The 22761-nt window shown below is 33.0% G+C and carries 18 protein-coding genes and 1 pseudogene; 7 read left to right on the top strand and 12 right to left on the bottom strand.

The window, feature by feature from the left end; all coding sequences use genetic code 11:
* Positions 1–109: 109 nt before the first annotated feature.
* The 3 genes from ACZIYX_RS21830 to ACZIYX_RS21820 form a co-directional block, all read right to left on the bottom strand.
* On the bottom strand, positions 110–976 hold the full coding sequence (locus ACZIYX_RS21830; protein WP_462684384.1) for an OmpA/MotB family protein: 867 nt from the start codon (positions 974–976) through the stop codon (positions 110–112).
* 100 nt (positions 977–1076) lie between these two features.
* Entirely contained in the window at positions 1077–2069 is a 993-nt protein-coding gene (locus tag ACZIYX_RS21825; RefSeq protein WP_462684383.1) for a glycosyltransferase family 2 protein, read from the bottom strand.
* An 18-nt stretch (positions 2070–2087) separates the two neighbouring features.
* The gene (locus tag ACZIYX_RS21820; protein WP_462684382.1) at positions 2088–2534 is read right to left on the bottom strand and encodes a type I restriction enzyme HsdR N-terminal domain-containing protein; all 447 of its coding nucleotides are present in this window, start codon (positions 2532–2534) and stop codon (positions 2088–2090) included.
* Positions 2535–2560: 26 nt separating this feature from the next.
* Between ACZIYX_RS21820 and holA the strand changes: the two genes are divergently transcribed.
* Positions 2561–3565: a DNA polymerase III subunit delta gene (gene holA, locus ACZIYX_RS21815; RefSeq protein ID WP_462684381.1), complete on the top strand. Its 1005-nt coding sequence runs from the start codon at positions 2561–2563 to the stop codon at positions 3563–3565.
* Positions 3566–3598: 33 nt separating this feature from the next.
* On the opposite strand, the gene ACZIYX_RS21810 is transcribed toward holA, so the two are convergent.
* Positions 3599–4054 carry an Lrp/AsnC family transcriptional regulator gene (locus ACZIYX_RS21810; protein WP_462684380.1) on the bottom strand — a complete coding sequence of 152 codons (456 nt, stop codon included), beginning with the start codon at positions 4052–4054 and terminating at the stop codon, positions 3599–3601.
* A gap of 297 nt (positions 4055–4351) precedes the next feature.
* Here ACZIYX_RS21810 and ACZIYX_RS21805 point away from each other — a divergent pair, with 297 nt between their 5' ends.
* Positions 4352–5635 (top strand): cystathionine gamma-synthase family protein, encoded by a 1284-nt coding sequence (locus ACZIYX_RS21805; RefSeq protein WP_462684379.1) that lies wholly within the window; start codon positions 4352–4354, stop codon positions 5633–5635.
* Between the two features lie 43 nt (positions 5636–5678).
* Here ACZIYX_RS21805 and ACZIYX_RS21800 read toward each other — a convergent pair whose 3' ends face one another.
* The 4 genes from ACZIYX_RS21800 to fumC form a co-directional block, all read right to left on the bottom strand.
* Positions 5679–6104: a DUF2147 domain-containing protein gene (locus ACZIYX_RS21800; RefSeq protein WP_462684378.1), complete on the bottom strand. Its 426-nt coding sequence runs from the start codon at positions 6102–6104 to the stop codon at positions 5679–5681.
* Between the two features lie 365 nt (positions 6105–6469).
* Positions 6470–7582 carry a lysine-epsilon-oxidase maturase LodB gene (gene lodB / locus ACZIYX_RS21795; protein ID WP_462684377.1) on the bottom strand — a complete coding sequence of 371 codons (1113 nt, stop codon included), beginning with the start codon at positions 7580–7582 and terminating at the stop codon, positions 6470–6472.
* A 7-nt stretch (positions 7583–7589) separates the two neighbouring features.
* Positions 7590–9719, bottom strand: coding sequence for a CTQ-dependent lysine 6-oxidase LodA (gene lodA, locus ACZIYX_RS21790; protein ID WP_462684376.1), 2130 nt, complete (start codon positions 9717–9719; stop codon positions 7590–7592).
* 444 nt (positions 9720–10163) lie between these two features.
* Positions 10164–11561, bottom strand: a complete 1398-nt coding sequence (fumC, locus tag ACZIYX_RS21785; protein WP_462684375.1) for a class II fumarate hydratase — start codon at positions 11559–11561, stop codon at positions 10164–10166.
* 192 nt (positions 11562–11753) lie between these two features.
* On the opposite strand from fumC, the gene ACZIYX_RS21780 reads away from it, so the two are divergent.
* Entirely contained in the window at positions 11754–11930 is a 177-nt protein-coding gene (locus tag ACZIYX_RS21780) for a hypothetical protein (protein WP_169726192.1), read from the top strand.
* Positions 11931–12027: 97 nt separating this feature from the next.
* Here the strand turns inward: ACZIYX_RS21780 and ACZIYX_RS21775 are convergent, their stop codons facing one another.
* Complete coding sequence (locus ACZIYX_RS21775; RefSeq protein ID WP_462684374.1) at positions 12028–14487, bottom strand: TonB-dependent receptor; 2460 nt, start codon at positions 14485–14487, stop codon at positions 12028–12030.
* 672 nt (positions 14488–15159) lie between these two features.
* On the opposite strand from ACZIYX_RS21775, the gene ACZIYX_RS21770 reads away from it, so the two are divergent.
* On the top strand, positions 15160–15357 hold the full coding sequence (locus ACZIYX_RS21770) for a hypothetical protein (RefSeq protein WP_462684373.1): 198 nt from the start codon (positions 15160–15162) through the stop codon (positions 15355–15357).
* A 73-nt stretch (positions 15358–15430) separates the two neighbouring features.
* Here ACZIYX_RS21770 and ACZIYX_RS21765 read toward each other — a convergent pair.
* Positions 15431–15553: pseudogene (locus ACZIYX_RS21765) on the bottom strand (ArsC/Spx/MgsR family protein); the annotation flags it as partial.
* Between the two features lie 88 nt (positions 15554–15641).
* On the opposite strand from ACZIYX_RS21765, the gene ACZIYX_RS21760 reads away from it, so the two are divergent.
* Positions 15642–16925, top strand: a complete 1284-nt coding sequence (locus tag ACZIYX_RS21760; RefSeq protein WP_462684372.1) for an anti-sigma factor — start codon at positions 15642–15644, stop codon at positions 16923–16925.
* A 134-nt stretch (positions 16926–17059) separates the two neighbouring features.
* On the opposite strand, the gene arsC is transcribed toward ACZIYX_RS21760, so the two are convergent.
* Together arsC and prfB are read right to left on the bottom strand one after the other, a co-directional pair.
* A complete protein-coding gene (arsC, locus tag ACZIYX_RS21755) occupies positions 17060–17401 on the bottom strand; it encodes an arsenate reductase (glutaredoxin) (protein WP_462684371.1) in 342 nt (113 codons plus the stop codon).
* Positions 17402–17491: 90 nt separating this feature from the next.
* A protein-coding gene (gene prfB / locus ACZIYX_RS21750; RefSeq protein WP_462684370.1) for a peptide chain release factor 2 occupies positions 17492–18590 on the bottom strand; the annotation gives its coding sequence in 2 pieces (ribosomal slippage) (positions 17492–18526 and positions 18528–18590; 1098 coding nt in all).
* A gap of 144 nt (positions 18591–18734) precedes the next feature.
* On the opposite strand from prfB, the gene ACZIYX_RS21745 reads away from it, so the two are divergent.
* Positions 18735–21149, top strand: coding sequence for a zinc-dependent metalloprotease (locus ACZIYX_RS21745; RefSeq protein ID WP_462684369.1), 2415 nt, complete (start codon positions 18735–18737; stop codon positions 21147–21149).
* Positions 21150–21199: 50 nt separating this feature from the next.
* Positions 21200–22417 carry a lanthionine synthetase C family protein gene (locus ACZIYX_RS21740; protein WP_462684368.1) on the top strand — a complete coding sequence of 406 codons (1218 nt, stop codon included), beginning with the start codon at positions 21200–21202 and terminating at the stop codon, positions 22415–22417.
* Positions 22418–22761: the final 344 nt, after the last annotated feature.

Raw genomic sequence — 22761 nt, 5'->3', positions numbered from 1 at the left:
GTATCTAAAATACTTACCGCTTTTATTTAAGTTCGTGACTTTTTCAGTAGCCTCTTATTTAACGATCCTTTTTTTATTATTATAATAAAATAATTATTTTATTATAATTTTAGTTACCTCCTTGAGAAGCTTTTTTCATGCCATCCTCGATCATATTGTAAAATTGATCCAGTTTTGGTAAAACAACGATTCTTGTACGTCTGTTTTTAGCACGATTTTCTGCATTACTGTTATCAGATACTGGGATGTAATAACTTCTTCCTGCTGCTGTCATACGCTTAGGATCTACTTTAAAATCGTTTTGTAAAACCCTAACTACAGAAGTTGCTCTTTTTACACTTAAATCCCAGTTGTCCAAAAGTACTTTGTTTTTGATAGGCACATTATCTGTGTGTCCTTCTACCAAAAATTCGATATCTGGTTTATCATTAACAACTTTTGCTACTTTACCCAATACTTCACGAGCTCTTGGAGAAACATTATAACTGCCACTGGTAAATAAAAGCTTATCAGATATAGAAACATATACTACTCCTTTTTCTACATTAACCTGAATATCTTCATCGGCAAGGTTTCCTAAAGCACCTTTAAGACTAGTAACCAATGCAAGGGTTACAGAATCCTTTTTGGTTAGTGCATCCTGCATTGTTTTAATTTGTAAATCTTTTTCTTTAATACTTTCCAAAGATTTTTCTAAATTTTCTGCTTCTTTGGTAGATAGTGTTGCCAGGTTGCCAACATTATTGAGTAATGCAGAGTTTTGATTTTTTAAATTGGATACTTGATCCTGAAGTACTTTAAGTTGTGAAGATGAACTAGCTTTTTCTTCAAGACAACTATTTAACTTAACAGTTGCTGTGTTTAATAAATCCTGAGTTTCTTTTTGTTTGGCTTCTAATTCCGAAAATTTCTTCTGCGAAACACATGAAGATAATAGAATTGCAAGGGAAGCCCCAATAATCATTGCTTTTTTCATTAGAAAATTTGTTTTTAGTCTTATTTCTGGTTATATAACTCAAAATTATTAAAAATGTAGCGTATTGCTTAGCCATTAACAATAATTTATTATATACCCTTTATAATTGTTTGAAATGTTTATGCTTTAAAATGAAATACTGCCATACAACGGAAAAAACAGAATAATATTTCCCTGCTTTTAAAAGTTTTTTGCGTTTTTTTGTCAAAGTCCTGAAATTCAAATAAAAGTTTAAATGTGCCTTGATAATAGCAAAAAAATGGGAGAACTTTCCTTGTGTTAAAAACCTTATCGCAGCAATGCCATCTAATAACATCCTTAAAAAAATTAAAGACCAAACTTTATTTCCGGGAACATTTTTGACCAATAGGTATAAACTGTTTCTAAAATTAAGAAAAGTTTTTTTTGGATTCATACTGTTTAATGTAGCGCCACCCAAATGATAAACTGTTGAATTCCCTTCGTATAGTATCGTATACCCATGATTTTGTATTCGCCAACAGAGATCGATCTCTTCTTGATGTGCAAAAAAATCTTCATCTAATTTCCCAACTTCTTCAAATACTTGTTTTTTTATAAATAAACAGGCACCACTAGCCCAAAAAATGGGGACAGTATCATTATATTGCCCTGTATCCTCTTCGAGAGTGTCAAAAATTCTTCCACGACAATAAGGGTAGCCTAATTTATCTATAAATCCTCCTGCTGCTCCGGCATATTCAAAATAAGTCTTTTTTTTATAATCTAAAATTTTTGGTTGTATTGCTGCAATATCACTACGGTTTGTAAAGTTTTCAAGCACAGGAACAAGCCAGTCTTTGGTAACTTCGACATCGCTGTTAAGAAGACAGTAAATGTCTGCTTCAATTTTTGATAAGGCATCATTATATCCTTTTGCATAACCACCATTTACTTCATTTTTAATGATTTTAACCTCAGCAAAAGCTGCCTTTACATACGGTATAGAACCATCTGTAGATGCATTATCGGCTAAGTATATTGTAGCTTCTTCAGAGTATTTTATTACCGAAGGCAAAAATTCTTCTAATAAAGCTTTTCCATTCCAATTTAATATTACAACTGCTATCTTCACGTTTGCAAGGTAAATAGTTTATTTTTTATAATCGGGTATATCTTTTAGAAAAGTATAGTGTTTATCTATAAAATTCATTTGACAATAATAATGTTCTATACCATTTGTTATCATCAAAAAATCGGCATCAAGGGCAAGGTTGTATCTTGCAATTTGATCAAATACATCCTGAGTAATTTTTATTTGAGCAGATTTACACTCTACAATAAGAAGTATACTGCCATCGGGTTTAAATATAATAATATCATAACGTTTGTTAAGATTGTTGTAGCGTATCAGTTTTTCTACATTAATTAAGCTTTCAGGATATTTTTTTTCTTCGATTAAATAGTGCACCGTATGTTGCCTTACCCATTCTTCGGGAGTAAGGATAACGAACTTTTTGCGAATACGGTCAAAAATAGAAACTTTATTTTCGCTATTTTTGAGCCTGAACGTATACTTGGGAAAGTTAAGCTTTTGCATAACACAAATTTGATGAATTTTTCTTAATGGATGAAGTAAAACAAATCGTAAATGATATAAAAAAAGGAGATATTAAACCTATCTATTTTTTGATGGGGGAAGAGCCTTATTATATAGACCGGATTGCAGAATACATAGATAAAAATGTGCTGGCAGAAGAGGAAAAAGGGTTTAACCAAATGGTATTATATGGTAGGGATGTAAGTATCGAAGATATAGTTGCAAATGCAAAACGTTTCCCGATGATGGCAGAAAGACAGGTGGTTATTGTAAAAGAAGCTCAAGAATTATCCAGAACTATAGAAAAACTATCAGATTATGCCGATAATCCTCAACCATCTACCGTATTGGTTATGTGCTACAAATATAAAAAGATAGATAAAAGAAAAAAACTCTATAAAGTAGTAGCAAAAAACGGAGTCATTTTTGAAAGTAAAAAATTATACGAAAATCAGGTTGCAGATTGGATAAAAAGGGTTTTGGCAGGATCCAAATATACTATAGAGCCAAAAGCAGCACAAATGCTTGTTGAGTTTTTGGGAACAGATCTTGGTAAAATAAACAATGAATTAGATAAACTAAAATTGATTATTCCTTCAGGTGCCCAGATTACAGCAAACCATATAGAAGAAAATATAGGAATTAGTAAAGACTTTAATAATTTTGAACTTCGTAAAGCCATTGGTACCAAAAATGATACAAAGGCACACATGATTATAAAATATTTTGCACAAAACCCAAAAGATAACCCTTTGGTGGTTACTATTTCGTTATTATATAGCTTTTTCTCGCAGGTATTACAGTATCATGGCTTATCAGACAAATCCCCCAAAGGTGTTGCCGGCGCATTAAAAATCAACCCATATTTTGTGAAAGATTATTCTGAGGCTGCCCATAATTATCCTATGAAAAAAGTGAGCAGTATTATTGCCAGTTTAAGAGATGCAGATATAAAAAGTAAAGGAGTAGGAGCAGCAAACCTTCCGCAAGGGGATATTCTTAAAGAACTTTTGGTTAAAATAATGCGGTAAGTTTAAAACCTTATTTTTTTTAAATGAGAAGGTCTAAGGAATTGGTAAGTACGAAAAATCCTTTACTTCGGTCATAACAAAAGAGCTTTGTACTTTGGAAATGTTTTCTAAAGAAGCCAATTTGTTGGATAAAAAATCCTGATAACGTTCCATGTTTTCTGCATATATTTTGATTAAATAATCAAACATACCAGCAACATGATAACACTCTACAACTTCTGGAAATTGCTGAATATCTTTTTCAAATTTTTTCAGGAAATCTGTTTGATGCAGATTTAAAGTAACATTACAAAAAACCATTAATTGAAGCCCGGCTTTTTTACGATCCAAAATGGCTTTGTACGATTTGATATACCCTTCTCGTTCTAACTTTTTTACCCTTTCAAAAATAGGGGTAGTAGTTAAGTTTAATCTTTCGGCAATTTCTTTAATAGTGATTTTCCCGTCTTTTTGTAATAAAAGTAATATCGACCGGTCTGTTTTATCCATAATATTTTTCTGTAAAAGGGTATTTAGACAATCAAATATAGAATAAAATTCTAACCAATATGGTTATTTGTGTTATAATTTCTTATATACTGGTTATATGTGGTTTTTAATTCTTAGAGCTGTAGCTTTAACACATCGATTGTACAATAATGATCCATCCCGAGAAAGTAATTCCTTGGTACCTCAGGTACCCTAAATATAGAATACTTATGCAGTACAAAAATAGTACTGTTTAATAAAGGGAGAAGCGTTGTTTTTCGAGGTAATTTTTAAATAACTTATAACTATAGTATATATATGAAAAAACATGATTTCAATCCCGAAAGTTTAATGATGACTTATGGTTATAAGCCAGAACTGTCTGAAGGCGCAATAAAATGCCCGATTTTTCAAACATCGACTTTTGTATTTAAAACGGCCGAAGAAGGAAAAGCATTTTTTGAATTGGCCTATGGTCTACGGAAAAAATCGCCCAAAGAAGAATTGGGACTTATATATAGCCGAATTAATAACCCAAATCTGGAAATTCTTGAAAACAGACTCTGTTTATGGGATAAAGCAGATAGCTGCGCAGTTTTTGAAAGTGGGATGTCTGCAATAAGTACCGTTTTATTAGAGTTTCTTAAACCCAGGGATTTATTAGTATATAGTAACCCTGTATATGGTGGCACCGATCATTTTATACATCATTTTTTGGATAAAATAGGGGTACATACTATTGGGGTAATGCCTAATCAGAGTACCGATGAAGTTATTGCTATGATTGAAGAGTCTGGCAAAGCAGATCAACTGGCAATGATTTATTTAGAAACTCCGGCAAACCCGACCAATGATATTGTAGATATCAAAAAATACAGTCAAATAGCTGCAAAATACAGCACTAATGAAAAAAAGGTATTGGTTTCTGTAGATAATACATATATGGGACCGTTGTGGCAACACCCGTTGCAATGCGGTGCAGATTTAGTATTGTATTCTGCCACAAAATATATTGGCGGGCATAGTGATTTAATTGCAGGGGCTGTTTTGGGTAATGCAGAACTTATGTTAAGAGTAAAAACATTACGTACTTTTTTAGGAAACATGGTAAGTCCGCATACCGCATGGTTGCTATTAAGAAGCCTGGAAACTTTAAAAATAAGAATGGATCAGCAAACACAAAATGCACAAATTGTTGCAGATTATTTGAATACACACCCCAAAGTAAAAAACGTATATTATTTGGGTCTGTTAAAAGTAGGAACAGATGCTCATGATATATATACAAAACAATGTTCTGCCCCCGGGGCCATGGTTTCATTCGATATTTTTGGTAGAGAAAAAGAAGCTTTTTCGTTCTTGAACAATCTTAAGCTAATGAAACTTGCTGTAAGTCTGGGAGGGACAGAAAGTCTGGCTCAACACCCTAAAACAATGACACATGCAGGGGTAGAGGAGGCACAAAGACAACAAATGAATATAACAGACCGATTAATCAGGTTATCTATAGGAGTAGAGTCTGCCAAAGATTTAATCTGGGATCTGGAACAAGCTTTGGATAAAGTGGTTATTTCCGGTCAAAAGCAATTAGGAGCAATATAATCATTGAATTTTAAGGAGTATAACAAAAAAAAAGGGTTAGCAATTAATTGTTGACCCTTTTTGCTTCAAATGTTTTAAATAAGACACTTTTATAAGCCCTTATATAACAAGTATTTTTGTCGTCATTGTTTATCCATACTTTTACATTATAACTTTTACCGCTATCTGCATTGTATATAGTGCCGCCGGATAAAGCCCCATCCTCATAAACCAGTTTATCCAGAATAATCATTCCTAATAAAGGTCGGTTTTGAAGTTCTTTTAAAGGATTGTTATTATCTAAACCATTAAGATTGGATATTGGCTTTTCTGTACGCTTATGTATTTTTCCGTAGAAAAACTTTCCTTCTTGATATATTTCTATAACAGAGCCCCCGGTAATTTTCCATTTTCCGATATAGGTATCAGGACTAATAGAAGAAGAGGAAACAAAAATGCAGGAAATAATTAATAATATACAGTGTTTCATTAACGTAAACTTAACAATTAAATTAAGTTAAAGCTAAAAAAAAGAACAAAAATGATTTTGTAGGATAATTTTGTTTCAGAAGTATTGTCTATATAATCGAAAATATACTGTAATAACTTGTTGTACATTTAGGAAAATTATTACGAAAAAAGCGTCAATAGTAGTGTTTTGTCGTATCAGTCTCTCGACAAAGCCTGTCTTGAGCCTGCCGTAACGTTCGAGAGGACATGAAGACAAAAGATACTTCGGCAAACTCAACCGAGTTATCGAGAATAGCTTTTTAAGCTAAATCCCTATTCATAATAGACTTCTCTTAAAGTAGAATTAATCGAATTGACAGATTATAGTTAAAAACACATGGCACATTAATTTCTTCTTTTCCAGAAAACAGATGAAGGCCAACGTTTTTCTTGCTGGTAAAATTGCTTTCTGATTTTTAGGTAATTGTCAAAATTATTGGATATATCTTTTTGATAGGATATAACTCTTTCAGGATCTTTTTTGATTAGTTGATATTTAATAATTCTGGCAGCATTACATGCCGATGACATGGCAAAACCTATCCCCATTGATGAAATAGGATCAAACGAAGAAGCGGCATCCCCAATGGCAATAAAACTGTCTTTGAACGATGAATCTGAAATTTGGGTACAAGCATTGCGAACCCACACCTTTTTGGACAGGGATACCGTGTCTTTTAATTTATGTTTTATAAGATTTGTACTTTGTAATAAATCATACCATGTATCATTTTGATTTAATTTGTGCTGTGCTATAATATCTGCATCAGAAAAAAGCGTTGTAACAACTGTTTTATCAGGTAGTACAGCATTGTACCACCAACCAAACTCATTGGTTTCCAATACTTGATTGTGATTTAATTTGTAGCCCTCTTTAAGTTTAAAAAAAGCCCCAATACCCATTAAAGAGTCTATTTTTTTTGAAGGAACCCCAATTTGTCTGCATACACTTGCTTGTCTGCCGGTGGCATCAATTAAATATTTGGCAAATACTGTAAATATACCTTTTTCAGGATGTTTTAAAATTATTTCCCATTCATTGTTTTGAAGCAACAGGTAGTTTAAACATTTTGTTCTGGGAAAAACAATTCCTCCCCTTTCAGCAACTTGTTCCACTAATTTAAAATCAAATTTATCCCTGTCTAATTGAAAAGTTGAAGTTTCTACCGTAAAAATAGATTCGGTAGAGGTTGGTTGGTTGCTGCCCCAGTAGGACGTATTGCCGTAGCTGGGCATAAAGCTGCCAGACTCAAAATCATCTTTGTCTATTTTTAAATATTTTAGAATATCAAAAAGGCTGGAGGATACATGTTCGCCTACCCGGGTATTATTAAAATCAGATTGTTCTACCAGCATAACGGTAGCGTTAGAATAATTTAAAAGACTTAATGCGGCAGAGGTCCCTGCCGGACCTCCACCTACAATAAGCACATCTGTTGTTAACGGTTGTACTGTCATACCAATACTATCTTCTGGATCTTGTTCCGGAGCGAGGTGTCCCTAAAGTTTTTCCGGATATCTTAATAGCTTTAAATGCTCTTTTTTCAAGAAAAGCAACCATTTTTTTTGCCCTTTCACTTTTCTCTTTTATTTTTTCAGAATTTTCTTCTATAAAAAACACAGGAATAGTAGTTTCGTTATCATCAGAGTTTCCACTAATAGTCCCTACACCAACTTCTTTAAAAGAAAACAATTCATTATTTCTTTCGGTTTCTGTAAAATATGGAAATCCCTGATCTTTAGCATTATTATTTCTAATAAAAGCTAGTGCAGACCAATGTTCTACCATTTGTGTAAAACTATTAATACCCCGGGCATAATTCATTTGTTGCCCTGCGGGAACGTACGATTCTTGTTGGCCTTCTAAAGTTATCTCTCCGGATATTACATCCCAGGGGCTTTGTGGTGGCCACCAGTATGTGTAATAGGATGGGGGTAATGGTTCTTTGGATTGGGTTGTGGTAATTTCTGTACTCGAATATTCGGCTCCGGATTGTTGCCATGTTTTTTTGGTAACCAATGTATCTGTTTGGTGTCTGGTATCCTTATTGATTTCGGGATCACTAAAATTAACATATTGAATTGTGCATTGAAAAAAATCTGCTTGCCACGGGCATGCCATTCTTTTGGTAAGGTCACCCGGCTCGCAGCCACCACCCTCGCACTCATCTCTGGATGGAGTAAGACCGGTTGTATTGTACCCGTCTTTTCCTTTTTGATCAGAAATAGTATATGGAGCAGAGTATATGTTTTCATTTTGAACACTCCATGTAACTTCTATACCAGGACACATTGGTAAACCAACACAGTTTCCTACACTGGCCATGTCTATCTCGCTAATCGGGTATGGTCTAAACTCCGGGTTATTTACAAAATTACCGTTGGCCCATTGCTCAAATAAAAATAATTGTGTTTCGTTTAATGCCAGAAATTTTTCAATAGTTTCATTGCTAACCGAGTTACTACCAGAGTTTAATGGCATCATAGGAAATATGTCTGTGCCATTTTCTTTAAATAATTTTTCCTGAGGCTGATCAGGGGATGGATTCAATTTGTCGTTAGCTTTCCTGAAATAAGAAAAATAATTGGTTCTATTGGCTTTATTAGCTTCACCAGGATCTGAAAAATCAAAAACATTAGAAGTAAACGCCATCATAGATTGCACATTGGCAACCCATTGGTATGCTCCGAGCCGCTTAATGATAGGCAGGATATCCCTTTGGTAGTTTGCAATATAAGAGGTAAGATAATTGCCATTAGCAAACATTTCTGGCACAAGATTAAATTTACGTACCCCTACATCAAACATACTATCGCTTAGGCTAGAAATATTTACAATTTCCGGGGCAAAATCAGGAGATCCAACAATTACCCATGCTTGTAACTCTATTGTTGGAGTATCATCGTTAAAAGTTATAGTACAGTATACCGGGCCGTCTGAAATATCATCATGCCATGTATTGGATCCTCCATAACTGGTTAAAGGTTCATTACCACCGGCATGACCATAACCGCCTATAACAATTAATCGTCCTTTATCATCGGTTAAAAGATCTCCCAATGTAGTAATGGATTTACCATAATCTACTTCTTTTGGGGGATATGAAGATGGATATCCGGCAGGCACGTTACCCTCATCAAATCCAATAGATTGTCTGGCACCACTTATGGTTCTTGGGCCCGGGTCAATAATTAATTGCTGTCTGTCTTTTTCACCGGTTATTTCGGGGTTTCTAAGTGGTACTTTTCTGTTGGAATAGCTGTTTTCATTACCATACAGCAGATTACCTTCCAGTTCACTATATTGGTACCAGGCAGCCTTTTTATTGGCCAGATGAGCAGTCCATACTATAGAGTTAACATTGGTAGACTCTATAGTGATCTCTTTACCATCTTCGTTAAAGATTTTAAAAAGCTGACCTTGTCTTCGTACTTGTCCGGAATCATCTTTAAACTGAATAATAGTTCCTTTCTTGTTTCCAAATGAATCTGCTTCAAATGGAAGTCCACCAATAGTATCGGGAGAAAGGCAAAATTGTTGAGGACTGTTTCCTAGTCTGGCAACACCTATTGAAGGGCTGATTTTTAGGTTCATAAGTTTTAGGTTTTAAAAATTAATTTATATAGTCCCTGTTTTATAATGTTTCTGAGTTTTATAATAGATGCTTGATTTTAAGGCAAATATTATGTTGTGAAAACATATCAGATATGTCTTTCTATAAATTTTATAGAATTTACAAACAGGGGGTAATTAGTGTGGGAGTAAGTTTCGAATATAAGAATTACTTTTTTAAATATCTTGTTTTTGGGGAGAAAATTCCCCTTGTATTTTTAACGTCTTATTTAGAAGTATTTCGTATAGATTATTCCCTGAATGCAAAATATAGCTTTCAAAAGGTATACCTTGTGAGTTTGCAATGAGGGTATAATACGATTTACGAAATTCTTATCCGTAAATTGTATAAGGGTTTTCTTTTGTATAAAAAAAACCTTTTGGATATCAAAATCCAAAAGGTTTTTTATAGAGAGGTAGTTTGTATTATTTTAAAGTACCTACCATATCTTCTGGTTTTACCCAGGCATCAAACTCTTCTTCGGTTACATATCCTAAAGATACAGCTTCATGCTTGAGAGTTGTGCCGTTGTTATGCGCTGTATTAGCAATTTCGGCAGCTTTATAATACCCTATTTTGGTATTTAGAGCGGTTACCAACATCAACGAATTGTTTAATAACTCTGTAATCCTTTTTTGATTGGGTTCAATTCCTTGTGCACAATGCTCATCAAAAGAAACACATGCGTCTCCTATTAATTGAGCACTTTGAAGCAGGTTTGCAGCCATTACTGGTTTAAAAACATTTAATTCAAAATGCCCTTGCATACCACCTATATTTATGGCAACATCATTACCCAAAACCTGTGCGCATACCATTGTTAAGGCTTCACATTGTGTTGGATTAACTTTTCCCGGCATGATAGAGCTTCCGGGCTCATTGGCAGGAATGATTAATTCTCCAATTCCGCTTCTTGGTCCGGATGCAAGCATTCTAATATCATTCCCTATTTTATTTAAAGAAACAGCTAATAGTTTTAAAGCCCCGTGGCTCTCTACAAAAGCATCATGCGCAGCCAGTGCTTCAAATTTATTTTCGGCGGTTATAAATGGTAAACTGGTAAACTGAGCTATAAATTCAGATACTCTTTTGGCATATCCTTTTGGGGTATTTAGTCCGGTTCCTACCGCTGTTCCTCCCAAGGCTAATTCTGCCATGTGCGGCAGGGTGTTTTCTAAAGCTTTGATACCATGATCCAGTTGGGATACATAGCCAGATAGTTCCTGACCAATAGTAAGGGGGGTTGCATCCATAAAATGGGTACGTCCTATTTTTACTACATTTTTAAATTCTTCGGATTTTTTCTTAAGAGTGTCCCTTAACTGTCTTACTCCCGGAATGGTAACAGAAACTATTTTTTTATAGGCTGCAATATGCATACCTGTAGGAAAAGTATCGTTTGAGGATTGAGATTTATTTACATCATCATTTGGTTGTAATGTTTTTTCTCCTTCACCAATTGTTTTGCCTGCCAATTGGTGTGCTCTGTTGGCAATTACCTCATTTACATTCATATTGCTTTGCGTGCCAGATCCTGTTTGCCATATTACCAAAGGAAACTGGTCATCATGTTTTCCTTCTAATATCTCATCACATACTTGTGCTATCAGATCTCGCTTTTCTATGGGTAATACTCCTAATTCGCAGTTGGTGTATGCTGCTGCTTTTTTTAAATATGCAAAACCATAAACGATTTCTAATGGCATAGATGCCGGCGCACCAATTTTGAAATTATTTCTTGAGCGCTCTGTTTGTGCTCCCCAAAGCTTATCGGAAGGTACTTTTACCTCACCCATTGTATCTTTCTCTATTCTATATTCCATTAGTAAAGATGATTTGATTTTTTTTACGACTGCAAATTTAAACATTTGAGTCGCTATTTTTAAATAAAGGAACTACTTTTTAGAATATAAGTTGCTCTTAAATTATTTAATATGAAAATAAATTAAATTTCTGTTATGACATATAAATAAGAGTTCCTATCTTTGACAAAATTTGAAAATTAGTATATCGTTATGTTTGAATTCGATCAGTATCTTGGTTTTTTAGCATTTTTAACTATCCTTACCATTGGTTTTTGGTTAATGATTTTTTTATTAACGTTTGTAGTTCCTTACTGGATTATTGGAGCTAATATTGAGAACTTTAAGTTATGGAGAGAATCTAAGCGTAAAGCAAAAGAAGAAGCATAAAAAGCATATACATTATTATATATATAACAAAAAAGGAGGTCAAAAATGACTTCCTTTTTTGCTTATTAATTTATTAAAAGGGTTTAATCACCACCTGTTAACTACCAAAATCATCTTCGCCGTTAAAACCTCTTTGAGAATGTTCTCTTTTCTTTTTTTGATTAAATCTATAGGTGAAAGATAAATTAAAGCTACGCTCCCTCCATTGAAATTCGTTGTTGGAAATAAACGAGGTAGTGGCAGAAGTACTAATTCGTTTTCGGGAGTTAAAAACATCATTTATGTTAAAGGATAAAGATGCTTTTTCTTTAAAAAAGTCTTTGCTTAATGCCAGGGTCATACTAAAAATTGCATCGTTTTTGGTTTGCGCGTTCTCACTTGGCCCACTATAAAAGACACTGGTTTGCCAATCAATTTTGGCAGGTAATGTAATTTTGTTATTGAATCGGGCAAACCAACTTAGGTTATTGGCATCCAGGTTTTCGCCATTATAATTTCCTTTAATAATGTTGTGAAAAGCATTAAAATTACCATTCATTCCCCATTTTTTATTAGGGTTATATGTTAAGGTAAATTCAAATCCGTATCGATCAGAACTTGTTAGGTTTATTGGGGTTCTTCGTATAACAGGTATTTCTGTTCCCGGATTGTTTTGATCGGCACCAATAATAGCGGTTTCTCCTGTATCTTCAGAGATAAATGTAAAAACTTGGGTAGAGTGATTATAGTATATTGAAGTGTTTAAAGTTACTTTCCCCATTCTATTTAAGTAGCCTATATCAAAAGCGTTGGCATAACTGGGGTCGAGATTTGGATTTCCCTGAAATAAATTGGTGCTACTGGATCTGGACGGAAAAGGATTAATGAATCTGGATCTCGGTCTTTGTATTCTTCGATTATATCCAAGTGTGACACTTTGGTTTTTAGAAATCTCGTACCCCAGGTTTATAGTAGGAAATATATCGGTATAGTTTTTTCTACTAAGATCGCTACTGGTTTGCTGGTGGATCATAATTTTGGTATCCTCTGCCCTAAGACCTAACAGGTAAGAAAATTTATTCCATTTACTTCCAAATTGAGAATAAACGGCGTTGATTTGTTCGTTATAGATTAAATTATTGGATAGATTAGTGTTTGTAGTTATACTATTATTATCTTCTAATTGTACCAGGTAGTCTGTGTTTAGTTCATTAAAATTACCTCTGTACCCCAGTTCGAATTGATTATTTTTTCCGACAGGAAGAATATAGTCGGTTTGTAATAAAATACGCTCTTGCTTTTCGAGGGTATTAACAAGTTCTGTACTTGTGATATTTTGTTGTGTGATTTTTGACTTCTCATTTTCATCGCTATTTTCTAATTGAAAGTCAAAAGTTAGTTTGTGCCCACTATTCTCAAAGTTTTTTGTATAGTTTAGAGAGTATTGTTTAGTAACATCTTCTTCATTTTCCGGATCAAAACGTAAATTTTGACTTACTATTTTTTGATCAGCATTTAACTCTGTTATAGTATTGGTTGTACTATTTTTATTATCACCAGATCTGTATAAAAAAGAAGTAGTTACAGAGGAGTTTTCATTAACATACCATTCTATTCCTATATTTGAATTTTGTACTTTATGGATTCTATCAAAATCCCGTGTTTCGTTAAGAAAAGAATCTGGATTATCTATTCCATTTGTAGTAGTATTAAAAAATTGAGTTTTGGATAATGAATTTCCGGGAGCTTCTCTGTAATTATATCCAGAAGTAGTAAAAAAATTAAAATCCCCTGTTCTGTAATTAAGATTCCCCGAGATTCCGGCAGAAAAAGGATAACCTGTATTAATTGTTAAGGCTCCATTAATGCCTTGTAATTTGCTTCTTCTTAAAATAATATTTAAAATCCCGGCAGTTCCTTCTGCATCATAACGAGCAGAAGGGGAGGTGATTACTTCAATTTTCTCTATAGATTCTGCTAGTAATTGTCGTAATGCATCTGTACTGTTAAGACCTGCCAGACCAGAAGGTTTACCATTAATCAATATTCTTACATTATCATTGCCTCTTAGCGCCACATTGCCTTCGACATCTACAGATACAGAAGGTACATTGTCTAAAACATCACTAACTGTGCCACCACTAACGGTTAGATCTTTTCCTACGTTATAGATTTTTTTATCTAATTTTATCTCTACGGTAGTTTTTTCTGCAATGACTATAACGTCCTCTAAAGCCTCGGTGTTTAATGTAAGAGTTATGTTCCCCAAGTTAGTGTCTTTAAATAATTTTTGTTTAAATAAACTTTTTGTTTTAAAAGAGATAAATTCAATGTTTATATCATATACTCCGGTTTCAACATCAATCTTAAATTTACCATTTTCGTTTGTAATTCCTCCAGTTACAATTTTTTGTAATTCCGGGCTAAAAAAAGCTATAGTAGCATATTCTAAAGGCTTGTTTGTGTTTTTATCTAATACAACCCCGGTTACAGATACAATTGTGTTGGCAGGATTTTTATTTTGAGCACATATAATGTATATAGGTACAAAAAAAAGTAAGAGTAGATTTTTTTTCATGTATAGTGATGTATAAAACGCGGCTAAAAGTATCTAAAGGGACATTAGAAAACGGTTAATAGGTTTGTTAAATTTATATAATTAGACTATAGATTTTTAGGAAGGTTTAATTTTTTGAAATAAACTTTTTTAAAAAGGCTGTTCTAACTTTGCAAAATCTTTTTCTGTCAAAAAAGTGAAATAGGTCATTAATGTTTACTTGTCAATTTTTATTAAAGAAAGAGGTTTTTTGTTTATAACGTAATAATAAATTAAGAACTTTATTAACCTTGTTTTGTTTTTTGGATGAGATTTTCAATTTCACAAAGTATATTTTGAGAAAATAGCGCTAAAGTTAACTTATTGCTGAATAATTGATAATTGAACAAATAAAAACCAACTTAATATTACTAAATTGTTAATTAATTCAGTTTTTTAACAGAAAATAATATTTGCTTAATGTGTATAAATATTAATCAAATTTTAGTGAAAATATTCCTGTTTTTAGAAAGAGTTGCATAATTGAGAATTTCTGGTTTATTTTATTAAAAACTTCGTATCAATTTATTGTGAATTATTGAGGTTTCTTTCTTTAGCATTAGATGTCTTGTGAGTTTTGTGTGTTTTTTTTAGATACTTTTGCCCCCGATTTACGCTAAAGATATTTAACTAACAGAACAAACTAAATTTAAAATGGCCCTAAAAAAACTTACCTTATTATTAGCTATTACTATCGTATTATTTTCATGCGAAACAGAATCTTTTAAAGAAGATGTTTTGGTTGAAGTTGAAAATCCTACTATTGATAATAACAATAATGATGGTAAACCTGCAACAGAAAACGAAACAGATGTTATTGATCTGTACAACGAACCAAATAATGGTTTGTAGTAGATAGATAAATCTATTGAATAAATACAAAAAGTGTTCGGTTAATATAAAATTTAACCGAACACTTTTTGTATTACAAGATGTCTATAATTTTTTCTGGAGGGCGTCCTATAATAGCTTTTCCATTTTTAATAACAATTGGTCTTTCTATTAATTTTGGAGTCTCACCCATGATGACGATTAATTCTTTATCATTAATTTTTTCTAAAATTAATTTAGGGTATATGTACTTCAATCTGTTGTATATATATAATATTAAAAAATAAATTTAAAAAAAAATGAAAATGAAAAAGCTAAAATTTAATCTATTATTTATTTTAGGCATTACTATAGCTATTATAGGATGTGATAAAAATGATGATAATATTGTTACAGAAAACACCTCTGTTAATGACAAAAAACAAGTAATCGTTTTAAGTCAAGATAAAGTTGATTTTGGTTTAGTTAAATCTAAGACAGGCGAAAAAGAAGTAGTTATTACGGTAACCAACAAATCAAAAAACACTATAGATAGTTTAAATATCAAAGTAAACACTAAATCCTTTAAAGGGGCGGTTACTGTAAAAGGAGGATCAACAAAAATAGATCCGGATAAATCCATAAATATAACTCTATCATATAATGCTAAAGATGCCAAATCAGGAGAATATAAAGATGGTACATTAACTATAAAACCTGTAAATGGAGAAGCTGTAGTAGTACCATTATTGGTAGTTGTTGAGGAAGAAAAAGAAGATCTGTCAAAAAATGTTCTAACTCTTGACATAAAAGGTTTAGAAAATTTAGGTAAAGACTATGTTTATGAAGGTTGGATTATTGTAGATGAAAAACCTGTAAGTACAGGGGTATTAACATCCGTTACTTTTCCTCAGACATTCAAGGTAGATCCTGTAAAGTTGAAAAAAGCAACAAAGTTTGTTCTTACCATTGAACCTGCTATCGATTCTGCTCCGGAAGAACCTTCAGAAACAAAAGTTTTGGCAGGAGATTTCTATAACAATGATGCTAAAATAGATTCTGGTATAATTGCAGATTTTAGTTCGGTTTCTGGTAAATATGTGTTAGGAGTGTTTACTAGTTATGCTGGTACAAATAACCCTAGCGGTATTTGGTTTGTAGATTACAAAAAATACCCAGATCCTTCTTCATATATGAGTCTACCCAAGCTTCCAAAAGGTTGGAAATATGAAGGATGGGTAGAGATTAAAGGTAAGCTTTTTACTACAGGAACTTTCAGAAATACTGATAGTCATGATGATAATCATAAGTCAGAGCCACATAGGGCGTATTATAATAGATACTTAAGACGCTATTTTAGTGGAGAAGGACCAAGTAGTCCTAGTGAAGATTTTGTATATAATGCTCCAAAAGGATTCAAATTTCCAGCTGACTTAAGAGGAGAAAAAACTTTTATCTCTGTTGAACCATATCCTGATAATGATAGTACTAGGCCATTTATTATAAAGCCCCTAGCTCATAAAATACCGACAGATGCAAAACCTATAGAAGATATTATGACTATGGACAAAGGTCCTGTAACAAAAATTGTAGGAACAGTATCCAGATAAGAAATAAATCATAAAAAATAATTATTTAGCTCTTTTATACTAAGCAAAAAGCTAAATGTTTGAATCTGTTATAGTAAAAGAGGTCGCCTAAAAAAGTTAATTTTTAGGTGATTTTCTTTTTATGATTTTATGTTTTATAAAATATCTATAACTTTTTCAGGAGGGCGTCCTATAATAGCTTTTCCATTTTTAATAACAATTGGTCTTTCTATTAATTTTGGATTCTCAATCATTATTATTATTAATTCATTCTCATTTATTTTTTTGTCTTTATAATTTTCTTTCCAGACAGGCTCATTTTTTCTAACCAGATCTATAGGGGATATACCTAAAAGACTAATAATTCCGCTTAATTTTTCTTTGGTAAGAGGAGTGTCTAAATAATTTACAATTTCAATAGTTTCATTTTTTTCTTTCAGCAAAGCAAGGGCTTCTCTTGATTTGCTGCACCTGGGATTATGGTATATAGTGGTCATTGTTATTTTTTTTAAAAATTACAAGTTCTGTAACATCAAGGATTAGACTTATAGGTTATTCCTGTAATTTTGTAATCTTTGATTTTTTAATTAATCTTCATTTTTTTGTCCCATCATCATTAAATAAGCCTTTAAGAACAAGTCAATGTTTCCGTCCATAACAGCGTCTACATTACCCGTTTCTTCGGTAGTTCTTACATCTTTCACCAATTTATAAGGATGCATAACATAATTACGTATTTGCGATCCCCATTCAATCTTCATTTTTGAAGCTTCGATTTCGTCTCGTTGTGCTTGTTGTTTTTTTAATTCGATTTCAAATAATTGAGATTTAAGCATTTGTAATGCTTTTTCTCTGTTATCATGCTGTGATCTCGAATCTGAGCAAGAAATCTGTATACCGGTAGGAAAATGTGTAAGTTGTACTTTTGTTTCTACTTTATTTACATTTTGTCCACCTGCACCACTGGATCTGGATGTGATAATCTCATAATCTGAAGGGTTTATATCTATTTCTATACTATCATCTGCCAGAGGGTATACATAAACAGAAGCAAATGAAGTATGGCGTTTTGCATTACTGTCAAACGGGGATATACGAACCAATCGGTGTACTCCATTTTCTCCTTTAAGCCAGCCAAAAGCATAATCTCCTTCTATTTCGAGTGTAACCGTTTTTATACCAGCTACATCTCCTTCCTGATAGTTAAGTTCCCTGATTTTGTATCCTTGTTTTTCTGCCCACATCAGGTACATACGCATAAGCATGCTTGCCCAATCACAACTTTCGGTACCACCTGCACCTGCTGTGATTTGTATAACAGCACTCATGCTATCTCCTTCATTACTTAACATGTTTTTAAACTCCAGATCTTCTATTAAGGATTTGGTTTCTTCAAAACGTTCCATAACTTCAGACTCGGTAGCATCTCCTTCTTTAAAAAATTCATAAAGAACCTCTAAATCATCTACTAGAGTCTCTCCTTTTTTATAGTCTGAAACCCATTTTTTTTCAGCATTAAGAGTTCGCATCAATATTTCTGCTTCTTGTGCGTTATCCCAAAAATTTGGTGCGTATGTTTTTTCTTCTTGATTTGCTATTTCTATAAGTTTGGCATCAATGTCAAAGATACCTCCTTAACGCAACCAGGCGCTTTCTGAGATCTAATAATGTCTCGGTAGTAATCATAATCTAATTATTTTTCACAAAAATAGGATTTAACAGTTCAGTAAGAAACAATTTTGGTATTATTTTATAGTTTTAGTGGTTTATACCATATTATTGTTTGAATTTACCGGTACTAACAAAATTTTATACATAAATCATCCTTTTATGAAACTATATTTTATATGTATATTCTTCTTAACAGGGAATATTGTTTCTGCTCAGTTTTTAGAGCAACAAAAAAATCTAACCTCTTATGATGGGTATTTTAAGTTTCATTACAATGAATCAAAAGATGAGATTTATCTGGAAGTTGACAAGCTGGAATCTGAGTTTTTATATGTACACTCATTAGCAACAGGTCTGGGATCTAATGATATTGGGCTAGACAGGGGGCAGATAGGGGACGGAGTAGTAGTTAAATTTCAAAAAGCAGGAAATAAATTGTTGCTTGTTCAACCTAATCAACAATACAGAGCGATAACCGATAATGTATTAGAAAAAAAAAGCGTGGAACAAGCGTTTGCCAAATCGGTATTATTTGGTTTTCCTATTAAGGAAGAAAAATCAAATACTTATGTTATTGATTTAACCCCTTTTCTTTTGGAGGATACACATGGTGTAATTGATCGGTTAAAATTTCAAAAAGAAGGGACTTATAGTGTGGATAAATCACGAAGTGGTTTAAGCATGGAAAGAACCAGGGCTTTTCCTAAAAATGTAGAGTTTGAAGCATTAATAACCTATAAAGGAGCATCGGGCGGGCAAAACATAAAATCGGTAGCTCCGGATTCAAAATATCTTTCGGTTATACAACATCATTCTTTTGTAGAATTGCCAGATAACAAGTATAAAAAGAGAGAATTTGATCCTCGTAGCGGAGCAATATCTATTTCGTATATGGATTATGCAACTCCTGTTCAGCAAACAATTACCAAGCATTATGTTATCAGGCATCGTTTAGAAAAAAAGAATCCGGATCAGGAAATAAGCGAGGCAAAAGACCCCATAATTTATTATCTGGATCCGGGTACTCCAGAGCCTGTTCGTTCGGCATTATTAGATGGTGCAAAATGGTGGAACCAAGCGTATGAAGCTATTGGGTTTAAAGATGCGTTTCAGGTAAAAATATTGCCCGCAGATGCAGATCCTATGGATGTAAGGTATAATGTTATACAATGGGTACATAGATCTACCAGAGGATGGAGTTATGGAGCTAGCGTAGTAGATCCCAGAACGGGTGAAATTATTAAGGGTCATGTTAGCCTGGGGAGCTTACGAATACGTCAGGATTTTTTGATAGCACAAGCATTACTAAACCAACCTTTTAAAGAAAGAGATGATAATTATCAACCTATGCTAGAAATGGCGCTTGCACGTATTCGGCAATTATCGGCTCATGAGGTTGGTCATACTATCGGCTTTGCTCATAATTTTGCTGCCAGTACAAAAAATAGAGCTTCTGTAATGGATTATCCACACCCTACAGTGAGCTTAAAAAATGGTAAAATAGATTTATCTAATGCGTATAGTACTAATATAGGGGAGTGGGATAAAGTAACAGTAGCGTATAGTTATTCTGAGTTTAGTAATGAAGCAAAAGAAAAGGAGGAGCTAAATAAAATTCTAAATAGAGCATATCAAAACGGTATGCATTTTATTACAGATAGTGATGCAAGAGCTCCAGGAGGAGCACACGAATTAGCACATTTATGGGATAATGGGAACAGTGCGACAGAGGAGTTAGAAAATGTATTAAAAGTTAGAGAAGTAGCGATGGCTAACTTTTCTATAGATAATATAAGAAATACTGAACCTTACTCTGTCTTAGAAGATGTTTTTGTGCCTCTTTATTTCTTTCACAGATATCAAACAGAAGCTGCAGTAAAGCTTATAGGTGGATTAAATTATAATTATGCAGTAAAAGGAGATCAACAAACTATAGTAGAAACTATTACTTCTAAAAAACAAAAAGAAGCCCTTACTCAGGTTATTAAAACATTATCCCCACAAGTATTAGCTATTCCTGAAGATAAATTAAAATTATTTCCGCCCAGAGCTTACGGATATCCTCGTACAAGAGAGTCTTTTATGGGTAAAACAGGTGTTGGTTTTGATGCATTAAGTGCGGCTTCTACAGCAAGTGAAATGACTCTAAGTTTATTGCTGCATCCAGAAAGAGTTTCCAGATTGGTACAGCAAAAGGGTTTGGATCAAAGCCAGTTGGGATTATCAGAAACTTTAGAGCAATTAATAAAAGCTTCTTTTGAAACTAAAGCCAAAAATAGTTATCATGCAGAGATCCTGTATGTGGTAAAAGCCAATACCTTAAAATATTTAATGAATTTAGCAAAATCAGAACAAGTATATCCACAGGTTAATGCTATTGCTTATGCCAAAATTAAAGGGTTAATTCCCCTTCTTAAAAGCAAGACTGGAGATGTTACGGATAAAATGTATAATGAGCACTATATCCATCAAATCCAAAGGTTTATAGAAAAACCAGAAAATTATACCATTTTACCTGCTTTTCCAAAAATACCCGACGGATCCCCCATAGGTAGCCTTGGTTGCGGTTTTTAAGAAGTAATAATTTTTATTATAACAGTAAAATATAGTATACAAAATACAGAATGGATATTGAAGGTCGGTTTAAAATCAAATTACAAGAAATAAGTAATGTTCTGGATGTTGAAAATATAGACAATAAAGAGGTAGGGGTTCTTTCTGGGATATCAGGAGTGGCTTTATTTCAGTTTTATTATTCAAAGTTTACAGAGGATGATTATCATGCCGATAAGGGGGTAGAGATCATTACCAAAGCTATAGATATTATTAATACTGGATTTGTATATCCAACTTTTTGTACCGGTATTGCAGGAGCATGCTGGGTATTAGAAATTCTTAAAGAAGAAGGGTTTATAGAGTTGGAAGATGATTTTATGGATGAAGATTTGGATTTGTATTTGTTAGAAGCTATGAAAACAGATATAGAATCCAAAAACTATGATTTTTTGCACGGTGCTCTTGGTTATGGATATTATTTTTTAAAACGGTATCAAAATACTACATCAATAGTATTAAAAGATAATTATAAAAAGTATTTGGAAGAATTGATAAAAGCTTTAAAAAAATCCTCTAAAAAAAGTGATTCAGGCGTTTGGTGGGAATCGGTTCTAAAAAAAGAAGAAGAAATTAAAGGTTGTAATTTGGGACTGTCTCATGGTATATCCAGTATGGTTAATTTTTTATCCAGACTAGCAGAATACGAGGATTTTTATATAAAAGTAGAAGAACTGCTAAGACAGACAGTACGTTATATAATGAGTTGCAAAAATGAGGATACTACTGTTACATCTTCATTTCCTAATTGGGTTCTTAAAGAAACCCTTTCAAATGAAAATTCCAGACTAGCTTGGTGTTACGGGGATTTAGGTATTGGAATATCTATATTACGTGCGGCAGAGATATTAAAAGATGACCATTTAAAAAACGAAATAATAAAACTACTTAAACACTCTGTTAAACGAACAGATACTAAAGAAGCAGGCATTATAGATGCAGGATTGTGTCATGGGGTATACGGAGTTCTTCATATTTATAATTACTTATATAGAAAAACAAAGGACATTACATTTAAAGAAGCTTCAGATTTTTGGGCACACAAAGCGTTGGACATGGCAATACATAAGCAAGGATATGCAGGATATATGGTATGGCGAGGAGGAAATAAAGAAAAATGGGAGCCAGAGGTAAACTTATTAGAAGGAATAGCAGGAATAGGTTTGTCTATTTTGTCTTATATAGCACCTTTTGACACAAAGTGGGATGAATGTTTGTTGATAGGATAATTTTTTATTTCCAATAATCCTCAATCAGTTCTTAACTATATATGAAAAAAGGGTAAGACTTTAAAAAAGTCAAACCCTCGATATTTTAAGTTACACACTTAATGAAACAGTGTCTTTTGATAAAACCTTATAAGATTTTACTACTTACAAAATCATTACATAATTTATTGCCTAGTATACCATTTTAACCCGATACCTGTCATTAAGTTAAGTTGTATTCTTTTTGAGGATGAATATCTGTAAAAGCAAAATACCCCTTCACTTGGATTATGGATTCCAGCCTACGCTAGATGAACTGTGCTTAAAAACAAATATTTGGTTGATAATTTTCTATATATTTCTGT

This window comes from Aquimarina sp. (assembly GCF_977115655.1).
The sequence above is the reverse complement of the archived record's forward strand: the minus strand, read 5'-3'. Positions and strand labels throughout refer to the sequence as shown.

Bases quoted from the DNA above. Each gene is read 5' to 3' on its own strand.
- ACZIYX_RS21830 (WP_462684384.1), bottom strand. From the start codon at position 976: ATGAAAAAAGCAATGATTATTGGGGCTTCCCTTGCAATTCTATTATCT.
- ACZIYX_RS21820 (WP_462684382.1), bottom strand. From the start codon at position 2,534: ATGCAAAAGCTTAACTTTCCCAAGTATACGTTCAGGCTCAAAAATAGC.
- holA (WP_462684381.1), top strand. From the start codon at position 2,561: ATGGATGAAGTAAAACAAATCGTAAATGATATAAAAAAAGGAGATATT.
- ACZIYX_RS21810 (WP_462684380.1), bottom strand. From the start codon at position 4,054: ATGGATAAAACAGACCGGTCGATATTACTTTTATTACAAAAAGACGGG.
- ACZIYX_RS21805 (WP_462684379.1), top strand. From the start codon at position 4,352: ATGAAAAAACATGATTTCAATCCCGAAAGTTTAATGATGACTTATGGT.
- ACZIYX_RS21800 (WP_462684378.1), bottom strand. From the start codon at position 6,104: ATGAAACACTGTATATTATTAATTATTTCCTGCATTTTTGTTTCCTCT.
- lodB (WP_462684377.1), bottom strand. From the start codon at position 7,582: ATGACAGTACAACCGTTAACAACAGATGTGCTTATTGTAGGTGGAGGT.
- lodA (WP_462684376.1), bottom strand. From the start codon at position 9,719: ATGAACCTAAAAATCAGCCCTTCAATAGGTGTTGCCAGACTAGGAAAC.
- fumC (WP_462684375.1), bottom strand. From the start codon at position 11,561: ATGGAATATAGAATAGAGAAAGATACAATGGGTGAGGTAAAAGTACCT.
- ACZIYX_RS21780 (WP_169726192.1), top strand. From the start codon at position 11,754: ATGTTTGAATTCGATCAGTATCTTGGTTTTTTAGCATTTTTAACTATC.
- ACZIYX_RS21775 (WP_462684374.1), bottom strand. From the start codon at position 14,487: ATGAAAAAAAATCTACTCTTACTTTTTTTTGTACCTATATACATTATA.
- ACZIYX_RS21770 (WP_462684373.1), top strand. From the start codon at position 15,160: ATGGCCCTAAAAAAACTTACCTTATTATTAGCTATTACTATCGTATTA.
- ACZIYX_RS21760 (WP_462684372.1), top strand. From the start codon at position 15,642: ATGAAAAAGCTAAAATTTAATCTATTATTTATTTTAGGCATTACTATA.
- arsC (WP_462684371.1), bottom strand. From the start codon at position 17,401: ATGACCACTATATACCATAATCCCAGGTGCAGCAAATCAAGAGAAGCC.
- ACZIYX_RS21745 (WP_462684369.1), top strand. From the start codon at position 18,735: ATGAAACTATATTTTATATGTATATTCTTCTTAACAGGGAATATTGTT.
- ACZIYX_RS21740 (WP_462684368.1), top strand. From the start codon at position 21,200: ATGGATATTGAAGGTCGGTTTAAAATCAAATTACAAGAAATAAGTAAT.